Raw genomic sequence first — 14270 nt, 5'->3', positions numbered from 1 at the left:
AGATTGAGCGATGCTGGTCTTGGCTCAAAAGTCGTATTCGTAAACAACTTAAGCAGTTTGATTGTCTACGGGATGCGATGGAGTATGTCTTGGGTATAGCGTCCTAACCGCTGTGGCGGTTGCTATAATAGGTTATGGGAGTTAGGCAACAGTTTTTGAGGTCTGATTCTGTGTGATTTGACAAACAACCGCCTCTAGGGTAAGTAATTCTCTCCTGCATTTCAAGTATACATCCATGTAGGGGCGGGTTACCTGCTTGTTTCTGGTTTAACTACATTCCCCATTCCCGATTCCCCATTACCTATTACCTATTACCCATTACCTATTACCTATTACCTATTACCTATTACCTATTACCTATTACCCATTCCCGATTCCCGATTCCCGATTCCCGATTCTAAATTCCCCATTCCCGATTCCCGATTACCTATTACCTATTACCTATTACCTATTACCCATTACCCATTACCCATTACCTATTACCTATTACCCATTAGTTCGCGTAGCGTGGCCAACGGCCAAGGAGCCGCTAAAAGCGAACGCACTAAAATCAATTAAATTGATCGTAATGACCACCTATTGCAAAAATATAAACATAGTTATCATCAAATTTGTAAATAAGGCGATCTTTTTGAGAAATTCTTCTTGACCACAACCCCGATAAATTATGTTTTAACGGTTCAGGTTTTCCCATGCCTTTAGCGGGATCCTCTCTCAGCATTTCTTTGATAATTTTACAAAGGGTTTTATGGAGTTTTTTGTCTTTTTGCCTAAGGTCTTCGTAAATTTCCCAAGTTTTGCCCTCAAATACTAAGGATCTCATCTAGTTCTTGCTGATTGGGAGAGTAGCCTTTATTTTGGAAATGGGTAGCTTGAGAACAGTTAATCTGTTCCATTAAATTGCTATTTTGTAAAACATACAAGGTTTCTTGTTGTTGTTCCCAATCTTCGGCACTAAGAATAATAAAGTCTCCCTGATTGGGATCGGTGATTTTGAGGGCAATATGCTGAGTAATGACTTTTTTGATCAAGTCTTGGATGTTAGTCTTAAATTGTTTGAACGGAATAGAGTTCACTGTTTTTTCCTCATTTGTCCTTAAGTATACCAGTGATCTCATTCCCTAGGCTAGGGTGGGCTGATAGTTGACATATTTAGGTAATAGGTAATGGGTAATGGGTAATGGGTAATGGGTAATGGGTAATAGGTAATAGGTAATAGGTAATGGGTAGTGGGTAATAGGTGTCATCAATTAATCCATATGGGCAAAACCGAAAGGTAAAGAATATCTAGGAGCCGAGTGAGGCGAAAGTTTCACGCTCGGATTTGAAGGAGAGGTGCTCCGGATAATACCGGACATCGACTCTAATCGACCTCTACTCTTCCTGGCTCCGGTCTGGTTGAGCAAGTTGACTCATTGTTCGCGTAGCGTGGCCTACGGCCAAGCAAGAATCCCCGCGTCTTTAGACCGGGGAGTGTCAACTTGAGTCTAGTTGACTACTTATGTTGACTAGTTATGTAGTGTTGTTAATCAAGAAGGGAAAAAAATTGAAAATTGTCAATGGTCAATTGCCAAAGGGATTTACGCGAATCTGTTAAGACTCTGACGCCAGCGGCTACCCAGCCATAACAACCCACCGATAGCAAGTAATGCTCCAGTAGTAGACGATTCTGGCACTTTCTCGACTTTGATACGTGCTATCTGGTAGCCATCCACTGTGAAGTCACCTTGAGCAAACGTCTCACTTGATAAAATCGGTCCACCTGGGATAAAACCTGGATGCAGGGTAACTACTCCGTTTTCTGGTGTACCGGTATCAGGAATAGTTTGACCGAAGAAGGCAGTAGTCGTCTCCTGCTCGTCGTTAACTTCCGTACCTGCATCCAGAACTTGAGAACCCAGAACGGTAAAGTCAGCTCCAGTGAAATTACCTTCTTCATCAAAAATCTCAACAGCCAAGGGGTTGCCATTAGCAATGAAAGCATCATTACTGGGCAGAATCATTGCCGCGTAGCTGAAGTAACGGCTAGTAGAATCTACAGTAAATGTGGCTTGGGCAATATCCCCAAAAGCAACTGGACCATTTGGACCAGGAATTACCCCATCAACTGAACCCGCACCACTAGCAAAAAACTCTTGACTAAGCACTGCTGCATTGCCATCCTCAGCAATGCGCTCAAGTCCTAGTGAAGCTGCCTCACCTCGATCATAAATATCAAACAGACCATTATGAAAACCAACCCAGACTGGAGTCAATAAGGTGCCGTTTTCCGGTGCCAGGCTTTCAATTGTCACCTTGAGGGTAGCTGCTGTTGCGCTAGATGCCATGGCTAGTGTAGAGGTTACGGTAACCATGGTGACGATTTTGAGTGATTTAATAATTGAATGCTTCATGGTGATCCTGATCAAAGATATCAATATGGTAGATTTGTCAATGAGTGTGTTGCTCAACTATCTATGCAGCTACATCATTATCCGTAGAGTTAATCAGCTAAGTGTTCAAAACTTAGTGTTTAAAACTGATTTTGCTGGCACCCCATCAAGTGGATAATTTTAGGTTAGTAGCTTGACTAGAATTATTGGTTTCTTGGTTTAATTGTTGCTGAACAGAGGCTGAAAATTTGCTGATAATTTACTGATAATTTCCAGCCTCTCTTAGCCTGGAATCATGACGACGTGATATTAGTTCTAGTTGACTACTTATCCTGGAAGGATGTTCGTGAATTTAATGAAAATTATAATTAACTCTTGACAATTAACCATTTACAATGGTCAATTAACACATCACAGGTCACAGGTCAAACTTACGTTTAATATTTCTCGTTTAAGATTTCTGTAGCGCTCGTGGTTCCTCTTGAGCAACGACAATTAAATAGTCACCATTCTCAAGTTTATAATCTGTTGGTGGATTGGAGATTACGTCTCCTTCAATTCCTTTTTGTACCGCTAAGACAATACTTTGGTAGGCTTGCTTCATATACGTAAATACTTCCATAAAGGAACTACCAACCCGAGAGTCAGGAATCGCAATTTTATAAAGCTTGTTACCACTTTGAGTACTTAATATTTCCGAGACAACTTTGGTAATTCCATGGTTAAGAGCAGCTTGGGAAATGAGCATGCTACTTAACTCACTACTAACGATTATTTCGTCAACCTTAGCCCGCTGACAGGATTTAACATGAGTTTCATCTACCAGCTCCACAACTGTGTAAGCGTTGGGATTAATACTCTCTACTGTCAGGGTAGATAGTATAACTTTTGCGTCGCGAGCTGTGTCATCTATACTGTCATCCCCTAAAATTATAACAGTTCTAGCCTGCATCAAGTTGGCTCGAATCAAGGTTTCATCACTTACGTTTCCTTTAATAAAAAACAAATTATTGTCTTCGATCGGCTTCCGGTCTATATTAGCAATTAAAATAAGTTTTTCATCTTGAGTTTTAGGAAACTTTCGCAACTCATTGATAATGAATTTTGCTCTAGAATTCCATTCGCAAATAATCAAATGATTGTTAAAGTTATAAGAGCCCATACCTAGATCATTTTTGATTTTTTGATCGACAAAAATACCAGCGAGGGTAGCGGTGAAGATGGCTAAGAATCCAATCCCCACAAACATATCGAGAATAGCAATAAAGCGACCACCAACTGTGACAGGGGTGATATCACCGTAGCCAACAGTTGTTAGGGTGACGATGCTCCACCAGAAAGCATCTGCTTTTGAGATATCTGGTTCCAGCCAGGAGATAGTGATAGTGTTAATAGTAATAATAATAATAATAATCATTATTACTTTGTCAAGGTTTTCACTGCGCAAAAAATTCCAGAATTTTCGATGCCATAGTAATATCATTTGACTTAGACGTAATGGTCAGATCATGTCGGTTTAAGTAACTATAATACAGCGGTTTTGAATTGGGTGAGGTACTTTCGTTATAGATTTTAGGGAGCAGGGACTTCGGAGCAGCGGATCTGGGAACAGGGAACAGCGGATCTGGGAACAGGGAACAGGGCAAAAAACCTGTGTAGCTCATAGTTATGAAAAACGCTGTATCTATTCTCTATAATTTATAGATTGAATCTGCAGGGGGACTCAGGAGCTCGGGAGTGGGCTTTGGAGTGTGCTCGAGCTTACTGAAAACTATACAAAAACTATACAATTGAAGTCTGGGATCGCTGAAGCTGAAAGCTAGAGGGCGTCCGGCAAACGGCTGAATGCTTATTGAACATTACTATAGCAACGGATAGCGCTACTATTGTTAAGGAGTTTAAAGCCGCTGTCGGTCATGCCAAAATCCTCTAACCTCAACCAAACCCAGGACCACACCCCTAACTCTGCTCAAAACACCATTCGGATTCGGGGGGCTAGACAGCATAACCTGAAAAATATTGATCTGGAACTGCCACGCGATCGCATTATTGTCTTTACTGGTGTTTCCGGTTCCGGCAAATCCTCCCTGGCATTCGACACTATCTTTGCGGAAGGACAACGCCGTTATGTAGAATCCCTTAGTGCCTATGCTCGTCAATTCCTGGGACAACTGGATAAACCGGATGTGGATGCCATCGAAGGCTTAAGCCCCGCTATCTCCATTGACCAGAAATCTACATCCCATAACCCCCGTTCCACCGTTGGTACAGTTACAGAAATTTACGATTACCTGCGATTACTGTTTGGACGAGCTGGTGAACCCTATTGTCCCAAATGCGATCGCAATATTGCGCCCCAGACCATCGACCAGATGTGCGATCGCATTATGGAACTCCCTGACCGGACTCGCTTCCATATCCTGGCTCCGGTTATCCGAGGCAAAAAGGGCACTCACAAGAAACTATTATCCAGCTTAGCCACCGAAGGATTTGTGCGGGTGAGAGTCGATGGTGAAACCTTTGACCTCTCCGATACCATCGAACTGGATAAAAATTATACCCACAACATTGAAGTGGTGGTTGACCGTCTCATCAAAAAGCCTAGTATTCAAGAACGGATTACCGATTCCCTTGCTACTTGCTTAAAACGTTCTACTGGAATTGCAGTTATCCAAGTTTTAGATAATACATCAGCACAGTCAGCAGAAGTCAAATCTGATCATAATTATAGACGTACTCCTCCAAAAAATGGCAGTTCATCTGACCAAGACATTCCTCAAGAAATCGTCTTTTCAGAAAACTTTGCTTGCCCAGAACATGGGGCAGTAATGGAAGAATTATCTCCCCGATTATTTTCCTTTAACTCCCCCTATGGTGCTTGTCCATTTTGTCACGGTATCGGGAATTTACAAACCTTTTCTCCAGAACTAGTAGTACCCGACCCTACTCAACCCTTATATAGTGCTATTGCCCCGTGGTCAGAAAAAGACAACACCTACTACATTTCCCTACTCTATAGCGTAGGAGAAGCCTATGGTTTTGAAATCAAAACTCCCTGGAATCAGCTAACCTCTGAACAACAAGACATTCTGCTCTACGGCACCGACGAAAAAATTTACATTCAAAATGATTCTGCTTATGGCAAAGAAAAAGGGTACTACAAGCGCTATGCTGGCATTATCCCGATTCTAGAAAAACAGTATAAAGACACTAGTTCGGAAGCATCAAAACAAAAACTAGAGCAGTATTTAATTTATCAACCCTGTCCAGAGTGTCATGGTAAACGGCTAAAACCAGAATCACTATCGGTGCGGTTAGGACAATATCATATTGATGATTTAACTAGTGTCTCAATTCGCCAATGTCGTCAACGGATTGATAATTTACAACTCTCCCCCCGCCAAGCTCAAATTGGTGACCTTGCCCTCAAAGAAATTAAAGCCCGATTACAATTTCTGCTTGATGTAGGATTAGATTATCTTACCCTTGACCGTCCAGCCATGACCCTTTCGGGTGGAGAAGCTCAGCGAATTCGCCTAGCGACTCAGATTGGAGCAGGCTTGACTGGAGTTCTGTATGTATTAGATGAACCAAGTATTGGATTGCACCAAAGAGATAATGGACGGTTACTGACTACCCTGATCAAATTGCGGGATTTGGGGAATACCTTGATTGTTGTAGAACATGATGAAGAAACCATTCGCACTGCCGATCATATTGTCGATATTGGTCCGAAAGCTGGAATTCATGGGGGAGAAATTGTTGCTCAAGGGGATTTAGAGACTGTAATCACAACTGATAATTCCCTGACGGGAGCATATTTATCAAAACGGCAAGTAATTGAAACCCCTAGTAAACGTCGAGAGGGTAATGGTCGTTCCTTGGTGATTAAAAATGCTCATCGTAACAATCTCAAACACATTGAGGTAGAGATACCACTAGGTGAGTTAGTCACAATTACAGGTGTATCTGGCTCTGGGAAATCTACCTTAGTCAATGAATTACTTTACCCGGCATTACAACATCATCTGACTCGTAAAGTCCCCTTCCCCAAACAATTGGATCAAGTTGAGGGACTCAACGCTATTAATAAAGCAATCGTAATCGATCAATCTCCCATTGGTCGCACTCCCCGGTCTAATCCTGCTACCTATACAGGAGTGTTTGATGCAATTCGAGAGGTATTTTCTAAAACTATTGAAGCTAAAGCCAGAGGTTACAAGCCAGGGCAATTTTCGTTTAATGTCAAAGGGGGACGTTGCGAAGCTTGTTCGGGACAGGGTGTGAATATCATTGAGATGAACTTTTTGCCCGATGTCTATGTACAATGTGACATTTGTAAGGGAGCGAGATATAATCGAGAAACGTTGCAAGTGAAGTATAAAGGATATTCCATTGCTGATATTTTAAATATGCCAGTGGCAGAAGCCTTGGAGGTATTTAAGAATATTCCAAGAGCAGCATCTCGGTTACAAACCTTAGTAGATGTGGGGTTAGGATATATCCACTTAGGGCAACCAGCACCAACATTATCTGGTGGAGAAGCACAGCGGGTGAAGTTGGCAACAGAATTGTCGCGTCGGGCAACGGGAAAGACACTGTATTTAATCGATGAACCGACAACAGGATTGTCATTTTATGATGTTCATCACTTGTTGAATGTATTGCAGCGCTTGGTAGATAAAGGAAATTCAGTTTTGGTGATTGAACACAATTTAGATGTGATTCGCTGTGCTGATTGGGTAATAGACTTAGGACCAGAAGGTGGCGATAAAGGGGGAGAAGTAATTGCCTCTGGAACACCAGAGGAGGTAGCAGAAAATCCTAAGTCCTATACGGGGAAGTATTTGAAGGAGGTTTTGCAGGAGTACCCGCGACAGGAAGGACTGTTGAGTGCTTAGTGTTCAGTGGGTTAGTTGTAGGGCATGTTTCAGGAATGGCTTTTGTGATGCGATCGCTATTTGAGTTTCCATCCTAGTTGAGGATGATGCTAGAGGGAAGAGATTGACATGGCAAGGCGAGACATCTACCACAATACGGTTAAGCGTGCCTTAGAAAAGGATGGCTGGACAATTACCCATGATCCATTTCCCCTACAGATAGGCAACAAACGCTTATCTGCTGATCTTGGTGCGGAACGTCTAATTAGTGCTGAAAAAGGAATCCAAAAAATTGTTGTTGAAGTTAAGAGTTTTGTAGGAAAGTCTGATGTAAAAGATTTAGAGCAGGCTTTAGGGCAGTATATTCTGTATCGTCAAGTACTCGATGAAATGGGTGTAGAGCGCCGTCTTTATCTTGCCGTTTCTAGACTAACCTTTAAAAACGTGTTTACCATAGAATTGGGAAAGGTATTGCTAAGGAACCAAATTATCAAATTAATTGTTTTTGATCAGGATAGTCAAACCCTCATTCAATGGATACCCGATTAAACTACCAAGATATCATCAAAAAAGTATTAATGGAACACGCTCAGTATCGTGCTTCCCTACCTGACAGCTATGACTCTAAAGTGCTTTTCGATGATCAGCGAGGACACTATTTAGTATTAGACATCGGTTGGAATGATGACCAGTACCTACACGCTACACCGATTCACCTAGATTTAATTGGTGACAAAATCTGGATTCAATACGATGATACGGAAGAGGGGATTGCTACCGATTTACTGGAAGCAGGTATTCCCGCAAACGATATTGTACTTGGTTTCCGCCATCCTCAAGTAAGACAATATACAGGTTTTGCAGTAGGCTAAGGGTGGAATGCAGAATGTAGAATAAAAAAATTAAGAATGAAGAATGTAGAATGAAGAATAAAAAATGTAGGATGAAGTTAAATTCTTTCTAAATTCTAAATTCTTTCTAAATTCTAAATTCTAAATTCTAAATTCTAAATTCTAAATTCTAAATTCTAAATTCTAAATTCTAAATTCTAATCCCTAATGACTGTCTATCTAGGCATCGATTTCGGAACCTCTGGCGCACGGGCAGTAGTGATTGACTCTGTTGGTACTATCTTTGCCGAGACTCAATATCCGTTTCCACTCCAAGCCATCACCATCGATACAGCAACACAGTGGCAGAAGGTATTATTTTCCCTGATTGAGCAAATTCCCCAGTCAATCAAGGGTGACATTAATGCGATCGCAATTAATGGCACTTCCGCAACAGTTTTGTTATGCGATCGCATCGGTCAACCTGTAGATGCACCCATCCTTTACAACGATCCACGAGGAGTAGCTGTGATGGAACAACTTAGAACCATTGCTCCTCCCAACCATGTTGTTTTAAGTGCTACCTCCAGCCTTGCCAAACTTCTGTGGTGGTATGACTGTACAGATTTGATTAGCAATATCTCTGCTGAAACTAATCCCCTATACTTTCTCCATCAAGCGGACTGGTTAGCCTTTCTATTGCATGGCAAATTAGGCATTAGTGACTATCACAATGCCTTAAAGCTCGGTTATAATCCTGAAAACTTGTGCTACCCTGACTGGATCAAACAGCTACCGGTTTCACCCATGCTACCCAAGGTCTTGGCTCCCGGTACACCAGTTGGAGTTGTAACCCCTGAGGTAGCTCACGGCTTGGGATTATCACCAGATTGTCTAGTCTGTACAGGTACCACCGATAGTATTGCCGCTTTTATCGCTAGTGGTGCCAAACAACCAGGTGAAGCGGTAACCTCCCTTGGGTCTACCTTGGTACTTAAACTATTGAGTACCACTCCTCTAGAAGAGGCCAGATTTGGGATTTACAGTCATCGATTGGGAAATTTATGGCTTACAGGTGGCGCATCGAACACGGGTGGAGCAGTGCTACGCCACTTTTTCACTGACACAGAATTAGAAAGTCTCAGCTCTCAAATCGATCCCGAGCAAGAAAGTCCCCTGGATTATTATCCCTTACTTAGACCAGGCGATCGCTTTCCCATTAATGACCCTGATCTCCCCCCAAGATTGGAACCCAAACCCGATAATTCCGTGGAATTTCTCCAAGGAATCCTCGAAAGCATAGCCCGAATTGAAGCTAGGGGATATCGTTTGTTGCAACAGCTTGGAGCAAGTCCGTTAACCGGTGTATATACAGCTGGTGGTGGTGCCAAAAATCCTACTTGGACAAGGATTCGAGAGCGTCAGCTCATGGTACCGATGTTGCCATCTATTCACACAGCGGCTGCTTATGGTACAGCACTATTGGCCAAGCAGGGATACCTGTTAGGAGATAGGGTGTAGGGTGATCGGGTGTAGGGTGATCGGGTGAGAATCTGCTCTGAGTCATCACCCCTGGTTCAACCTGACCATCATCTCTACTCCCGTTCGCCCTATACCCCAAAGCTCCTAACTTCTAGAGAATCCCCATGTTAGCCAATCCTAAGATAGTGCCTAGTCCTATGATGTGACCGAGGCTGGTGGTTGCCAGTAGTGCGGGAAAACCCATGCCACCGAAGAACTCAGGCATAGGCAACGCGGGACCTGCGCTAGGATTCTGGATAGTAGCTTTTCCGAAGGCAATCGCTAGGACATTGCAGACAATCATGATGATTCCCACTATCGGGCTCCATTCCAGGGTGTTGGGAACGGCAGATGCAGCAGCAAGCAAGATTGAGTAAGTCAATTTGTGTTCTCCTGTTTTTGATAGACTCTTACAGTGATCTCTTAAAGATTTAATCTTTTATAAAGATTCTACCAGCGCGGTGTCATAATTAATTTTTTTGGAAAAGTCCATTCCGTTGCCACTATTGGTTTGATTCCCGTTGATTAGAGAGCGAAAGCCCGTGATTACTAGACTTTTGAGCGGTGGGATTCAGTAAAATTAAATCAAGCCTTTATGTAAATAATTGTTAAGTAATCCCTGGTTGCTCAGTCAATGTTTCGGTAAATTTACATAAATTAATAAAAGCGGGATAAACCCTGGATTGATCAATCAATCCGGGTTGACCGGATTAATTCATCCTGCATGGCTGGTGACATCTTACGCCTAGCGGCGAGTATCACTAGCTATGCGGGGTCACCTGAAACTATAATTATGCTGCTGACGGACGCATTACTTTTAGATTACAAACGCTGTCGGCGTCGGGCTTTTTTGGACATTTATGGAGATCCCACAGAGCAAGACCCACCCTCAGATTTTCGGCTGAAACTGCAACAGAAAAGCCGAGACCATAAACAACAGATTCTGGCTACTGTCCCCCACCACTCACCCCGCTACCCCAAAACAGATTGGGACTCTGCTGCACAGGCTACCTTGAAACTGATGCAACAAGGGACGGAGTACATTTCTGGAGGGGTACTGTTGATGCCAACTGGTGACGGGGTGACATTGCTATGTTTTCCTGATTTACTGGTCAAACAGCCGGGACGTTCTAATTTTGGTGATTGGATCTATGTTCCCACCACCATTAAACTCAGCAAACGACCCAAGCCAGAGTATAAAATCCTTACCGCTTTTCGCGCTCAGCTGTTAGCAGCAGTACAAGGACAGTGGCCCACCACTGGCTCATTAATTTTGCGTAACCAAAAGTCCTACACCGTGGTAATAGAACGATGGGTGCCACTGATGGAACAACTGCTATCGGAATGTATTGAGACTCTATTGCAGCAACAAGAACCAGAGGTGTTCATTTCCCGTCAGCGGTGTAGTCTTTGCTGTTGGTATCACAGTTGTTATGCGATCGCTAAATCTGTAGAGCACATTTCCCTATTGCCTGGAGTAACACCCAGCCGCTATCGGGATTTGAAGGCTTTGGGAGTAACCACAATCGAATCCTTAGCCACGTCCACGATTAGTGAATTAGAGCCAAGCTTTGGTAGCTCAGTAGCTTTCCAGCTGGTGCAGCAAGCCCAATCTCAGGTACAAAACCGGGTGCTGCTTTATCCCAAACACTACTTTAGTATACTTGAATACGAACAACTAGAGCGAGGGAATGGTAATGCCAAAATCTCGGCAGACCTCCCGAATCAAAACTCTTTACCAACAGCATCTGTTGAGCTTTATTTTGATATTGAAGCACAGCCTGATTTGCCCCTGGAGTATTTGCTAGGGGTGTTGGTGATTGATCGACGCACTGAAACTGAGACTTTCCATAACCTATTCGCAGAACATTCTTGGCAAGAAGGATTCATCTGGCTACAATTTCTAGACTTAGTTGAGCGTTATCCAGATGCCCCAATCTTCCATTTTTCCAAGTATGAAGTTGATACGGTCAAGCGCTTAGCAACCCTTTACCAAACTCCACGACAGATAGTTAGACCCCTGCTAGATCGTTTCGTGGATGTTCATCAAATAGTTATTGATACTGTCACCATGCCAGTGGAGAGTTATTCTCTGAAAAATCTGGCGAGATGCTTGGGCTTTGAGTGGCGGGATCCGGATATGACTGGCTCCCAATCTGTGTGTTTGTATGACCAGTGGTTAAAAACAGGCAATCACTCTATTCTCGAAATGATCCAGCGCTACAATGAAGATGACTGCCGCGCTACATATCACCTCAAGGAGTGGCTAGTAAACTTTTTGTCCAACACTTTGCCCAACACTTTGCCCAACACTTTGCCCAATACTATTAACTTTCAAAACTTAGCATGAAGTTATGCAACGATTTCTTAACTTATTAGCTTTTGTGCTCTAGCTTACACACACAATGTATAGGTAGATGCTAAATTAAATCTAAAGGGGGCTTTCACCATCATTGCATGGAGGGGAGCCCTCTATATAATTTTTAGAGGTCTATAATTTACCTTAGTCAGGTGACCAAGTATCTTAAACCGTAAGAAGCCTCTTAGCATCGAGAGCTTTTTTAAAAGCTCTCCATAACCGATCAGCCTATTCACAACTGGTAAAAAGCTAACTTAAACAACCACATCAGGTAGAAACTATCGATGCTATGCAACGAGCCTTTAAAACAAGGTTAAAGCTAAATAACCATCAGCAGTCAATTATGGCTCAACACGCAGGTTATGCTCGTTGGGTTTGGAATTGGGCGTTAAGGATGTGGGACGAAGCCTATAAGGAAGGCTTGAAGCCATCTGCTAACAAATTAAAGAAGTTCTACACCAATCATGTTAAACCTAATTATCTGTGGCAAAAGACCCTGAGTTCCAGGGTTTATCAGTTTGTGTTTCTGCATTTGGGTCAAGCCTTTACCCGCTTCTTTAGTGGGTTAGCTGACAAGCCCAGATTCAAAAAGAAAGGCAAGAATGATAGCTTCACCCTGGATAACTGCGGCAAAGTGATGGAATTTTCTGGCACACGATTGAAACTGCCATTTATCGGTTGGGTTAGTACCTATGAACCACTGCCACAAGTCCAGACCAAACGATTGACCATCAGCCGGGTAGCTGATCAGTGGTTTATTTCTGTAGCTTACGAGTTTGAGGCTGAACCGACAAACAAACTTAAGGCTGCAATTGGTGTAGACCTAGGTGTTAAGGAACTCGCAACCATCTCTGATGGTTCTGTGTTCCACAATCCCAGGGCATACAAACGGGCACAGCGCAAACTGGCTCGACTTCAGCGGCAATTAGCCAGAAAGCAGAAAGGCTCAAACAACCGACAGAAGGTAAAACTAAAGTTAGCCAAGGCATACCAGCAAGTCACGAACATTCGCCAGGATACCATTCACAAGTTAACCTCATGGCTGACCAAGAATCACGGTGCTGTGGTCCTAGAAGACTTGAATGTATCTGGAATGCTAAAGAATCACAAGGTCGCTGGTGCAATTGCTGATTCGGCTTTCTACGAAATTCGCCGACAAGTTGAGTACAAGTCTCAATGGTATGGTTCTCAAGTTATTTATGCCAACAGATTCTATCCGTCTACAAAGACTTGCTCAGACTGTGGACATCAACAGGGAATGCCTTTGAACGTTCGGGTATTTAACTGTGAAGCTTGCGGCATGGTTAAAGATCGTGATCTTAATGCTGCAATCAATTTAGAACGTCTTGCCGTAGGTTCTACGGTGGAATGCCTGACTGACAGGGTGCTGCCGACAGTCCTGGATGATGCAGGAAGTAAACTACAAAAAGTCACTTTGTGACTTTTTGTGTAAGTTTTATGGAACAGGTGATTAATATGCTTCCACTTTTTCTAATTCTTCTCGTAACTGCCCTAGGGAGCATCTTCATATCGTTGAGAGTCTCTCACGAAATCCCTCGCTTATTGGGAGTAGGCAGTAGCATTGTCTGTCTAATATTTGGTTTTGCTATGGCACCTTGGCCAGTACAGGTTTTGATGCTCCTATTAATTCTTAGCCTGGAACGATTTTATCCATTCAGCAGAACGGCTTCAGAGGCAATTTTAATCTCAAAAGTCTCTAACACCAAAAGAGAACGGTGATTCTGGCATAGCAGTACATAAGGTTTTTGGTCTTGAAAAAATAATAGTGAGTCCTAGGGTGGGTGATTAGTCCACCCTATTGCGTTAGCGCTGGGATAAGTTATACTGGTTCTAGCCATAAACTGAGCCTTCGGTCATTGGTCGAGGGTAAGCTCAAGGCAAATCGGCTGAGAGCTCAGAGCTCTAAAGTGACTGCTCAAAGTATTTTTCGGTTTTTTTCAAAAAAAGCCTTGACAAATACACCAGTCATACATAACAATAGTAAATGGCTCGGAGATTGGGACTGTAGTTCAATTGGTTAGAGCACCGCCCTGTCACGGCGGAAGTTGCGGGTTCGAGCCCCGTCAGTCCCGTAGAAAAATATTAGGATGCTTTCGACTGCTCATAAAGATGATCCTAAAGATGATCTAGTTAGGGTAGTTGATTGTTGTAGGTACAATAGAGTAGCAATCTAGTACATGATTAGCGTAACGCATGCGTAACATACCCGCATGTTTTCAACAAAACTCCTCTGGGAATGTGGTACAATTCGCCTATGCAATAACCAAGCAATAACAGTATTAGGCTT

15 protein-coding genes, 1 tRNA gene and 1 pseudogene are annotated in these 14270 nt (G+C 42.9%); 10 read left to right on the top strand and 7 right to left on the bottom strand.

The features are described 5' to 3' along the window. A pseudogene (locus tag F6J99_RS06240) lies at window positions 1–107 on the top strand (IS630 family transposase); the annotation flags it as partial. Window positions 108–550: 443 nt separating this feature from the next. On the opposite strand, the gene F6J99_RS06235 reads toward F6J99_RS06240, so the two are convergent. The 4 genes from F6J99_RS06235 to F6J99_RS06220 form a co-directional block, all read right to left on the bottom strand. Continuing rightward, entirely contained in the window at window positions 551–823 is a 273-nt protein-coding gene (locus tag F6J99_RS06235) for a Txe/YoeB family addiction module toxin (protein ID WP_293112178.1), read from the bottom strand. Next, window positions 804–1076, bottom strand: coding sequence for a type II toxin-antitoxin system Phd/YefM family antitoxin (locus F6J99_RS06230; RefSeq protein ID WP_293112177.1), 273 nt, complete (start codon window positions 1074–1076; stop codon window positions 804–806). Before F6J99_RS06230 ends, F6J99_RS06235 begins: the two co-directional genes overlap by 20 nt. Window positions 1077–1121: 45 nt before the next feature. Beyond that, a complete protein-coding gene (locus F6J99_RS06225; protein ID WP_293112176.1) occupies window positions 1122–1247 on the bottom strand; it encodes a hypothetical protein in 126 nt (41 codons plus the stop codon). A 333-nt stretch (window positions 1248–1580) separates the two neighbouring features. Beyond that, complete coding sequence (locus F6J99_RS06220) at window positions 1581–2327, bottom strand: spondin domain-containing protein (RefSeq protein ID WP_293112175.1); 747 nt, start codon at window positions 2325–2327, stop codon at window positions 1581–1583. Between F6J99_RS06220 and F6J99_RS06215 the strand changes: the two genes are divergently transcribed. After that, on the top strand, window positions 2326–2550 hold the full coding sequence (locus tag F6J99_RS06215) for a hypothetical protein (RefSeq protein WP_293112174.1): 225 nt from the start codon (window positions 2326–2328) through the stop codon (window positions 2548–2550). The genes F6J99_RS06220 and F6J99_RS06215 overlap by 2 nt on opposite strands. Window positions 2551–2823: 273 nt before the next feature. On the opposite strand, the gene F6J99_RS06210 is transcribed toward F6J99_RS06215, so the two are convergent. Both F6J99_RS06210 and F6J99_RS06205 read right to left on the bottom strand, forming a co-directional pair. Next, the gene (locus F6J99_RS06210) at window positions 2824–3789 is read right to left on the bottom strand and encodes a potassium channel family protein (RefSeq protein ID WP_293112173.1); all 966 of its coding nucleotides are present in this window, start codon (window positions 3787–3789) and stop codon (window positions 2824–2826) included. A gap of 19 nt (window positions 3790–3808) precedes the next feature. Further along, window positions 3809–4036, bottom strand: coding sequence for a hypothetical protein (locus F6J99_RS06205; protein ID WP_293112172.1), 228 nt, complete (start codon window positions 4034–4036; stop codon window positions 3809–3811). Between the two features lie 252 nt (window positions 4037–4288). Between F6J99_RS06205 and uvrA the strand changes: the two genes are divergently transcribed. From uvrA to F6J99_RS06185, 4 genes are all read left to right on the top strand, one after another. Then, window positions 4289–7273, top strand: a complete 2985-nt coding sequence (gene uvrA / locus F6J99_RS06200) for an excinuclease ABC subunit UvrA (RefSeq protein ID WP_293112171.1) — start codon at window positions 4289–4291, stop codon at window positions 7271–7273. A gap of 108 nt (window positions 7274–7381) precedes the next feature. Then, window positions 7382–7801 carry an element excision factor XisH family protein gene (locus tag F6J99_RS06195; RefSeq protein WP_293112170.1) on the top strand — a complete coding sequence of 140 codons (420 nt, stop codon included), beginning with the start codon at window positions 7382–7384 and terminating at the stop codon, window positions 7799–7801. Then, window positions 7786–8124, top strand: a complete 339-nt coding sequence (locus F6J99_RS06190; protein WP_293112169.1) for a XisI protein — start codon at window positions 7786–7788, stop codon at window positions 8122–8124. Before F6J99_RS06195 ends, F6J99_RS06190 begins: the two co-directional genes overlap by 16 nt. A gap of 186 nt (window positions 8125–8310) precedes the next feature. Beyond that, window positions 8311–9603: an FGGY-family carbohydrate kinase gene (locus F6J99_RS06185; RefSeq protein ID WP_293112168.1), complete on the top strand. Its 1293-nt coding sequence runs from the start codon at window positions 8311–8313 to the stop codon at window positions 9601–9603. Window positions 9604–9715: 112 nt separating this feature from the next. Here the strand turns inward: F6J99_RS06185 and psaK are convergent, their stop codons facing one another. Continuing rightward, window positions 9716–9985 carry a photosystem I reaction center subunit PsaK gene (gene psaK, locus F6J99_RS06180; RefSeq protein WP_293112167.1) on the bottom strand — a complete coding sequence of 90 codons (270 nt, stop codon included), beginning with the start codon at window positions 9983–9985 and terminating at the stop codon, window positions 9716–9718. A 411-nt stretch (window positions 9986–10396) separates the two neighbouring features. On the opposite strand from psaK, the gene F6J99_RS06175 reads away from it, so the two are divergent. The 4 genes from F6J99_RS06175 (at window position 10397) to F6J99_RS06160 (ending at window position 14055) form a co-directional block, all read left to right on the top strand. Next, window positions 10397–11953 carry a TM0106 family RecB-like putative nuclease gene (locus F6J99_RS06175; RefSeq protein WP_293112166.1) on the top strand — a complete coding sequence of 519 codons (1557 nt, stop codon included), beginning with the start codon at window positions 10397–10399 and terminating at the stop codon, window positions 11951–11953. Between the two features lie 352 nt (window positions 11954–12305). After that, entirely contained in the window at window positions 12306–13403 is a 1098-nt protein-coding gene (locus tag F6J99_RS06170) for an RNA-guided endonuclease TnpB family protein (protein WP_293112165.1), read from the top strand. 92 nt (window positions 13404–13495) lie between these two features. Then, the gene (locus tag F6J99_RS06165) at window positions 13496–13702 is read left to right on the top strand and encodes a hypothetical protein (protein ID WP_293112164.1); all 207 of its coding nucleotides are present in this window, start codon (window positions 13496–13498) and stop codon (window positions 13700–13702) included. Between the two features lie 279 nt (window positions 13703–13981). Then, window positions 13982–14055: transfer RNA gene (locus F6J99_RS06160), tRNA-Asp, on the top strand. The last annotated feature ends 215 nt before the right edge of the window (window positions 14056–14270 follow it).

The organism is Moorena sp. SIO4G3 (genome assembly GCF_010692305.1).
GTDB classification, from domain to species: Bacteria; Cyanobacteriota; Cyanobacteriia; order Cyanobacteriales; family Coleofasciculaceae; genus Moorena; species Moorena producens_A.
This window is presented reverse-complemented; position numbering and strand designations above follow the sequence as displayed.

Excerpts from the sequence above, each read along its gene's own strand:
- F6J99_RS06235 (WP_293112178.1), bottom strand. The coding sequence starts at position 823 with ATGAGATCCTTAGTATTTGAGGGCAAAACTTGGGAAATTTACGAAGAC.
- F6J99_RS06225 (WP_293112176.1), bottom strand. The coding sequence starts at position 1,247 with ATGACACCTATTACCCACTACCCATTACCTATTACCTATTACCTATTA.
- F6J99_RS06215 (WP_293112174.1), top strand. The coding sequence starts at position 2,326 with ATGGCTAGTGTAGAGGTTACGGTAACCATGGTGACGATTTTGAGTGAT.
- F6J99_RS06220 (WP_293112175.1), bottom strand. The coding sequence starts at position 2,327 with ATGGCATCTAGCGCAACAGCAGCTACCCTCAAGGTGACAATTGAAAGC.
- F6J99_RS06210 (WP_293112173.1), bottom strand. The coding sequence starts at position 3,789 with ATGATTATTATTATTATTATTACTATTAACACTATCACTATCTCCTGG.
- F6J99_RS06205 (WP_293112172.1), bottom strand. The coding sequence starts at position 4,036 with ATGAGCTACACAGGTTTTTTGCCCTGTTCCCTGTTCCCAGATCCGCTG.
- uvrA (WP_293112171.1), top strand. The coding sequence starts at position 4,289 with ATGCCAAAATCCTCTAACCTCAACCAAACCCAGGACCACACCCCTAAC.
- F6J99_RS06195 (WP_293112170.1), top strand. The coding sequence starts at position 7,382 with ATGGCAAGGCGAGACATCTACCACAATACGGTTAAGCGTGCCTTAGAA.
- F6J99_RS06190 (WP_293112169.1), top strand. The coding sequence starts at position 7,786 with ATGGATACCCGATTAAACTACCAAGATATCATCAAAAAAGTATTAATG.
- F6J99_RS06185 (WP_293112168.1), top strand. The coding sequence starts at position 8,311 with ATGACTGTCTATCTAGGCATCGATTTCGGAACCTCTGGCGCACGGGCA.
- F6J99_RS06175 (WP_293112166.1), top strand. The coding sequence starts at position 10,397 with ATGCTGCTGACGGACGCATTACTTTTAGATTACAAACGCTGTCGGCGT.
- F6J99_RS06170 (WP_293112165.1), top strand. The coding sequence starts at position 12,306 with ATGGCTCAACACGCAGGTTATGCTCGTTGGGTTTGGAATTGGGCGTTA.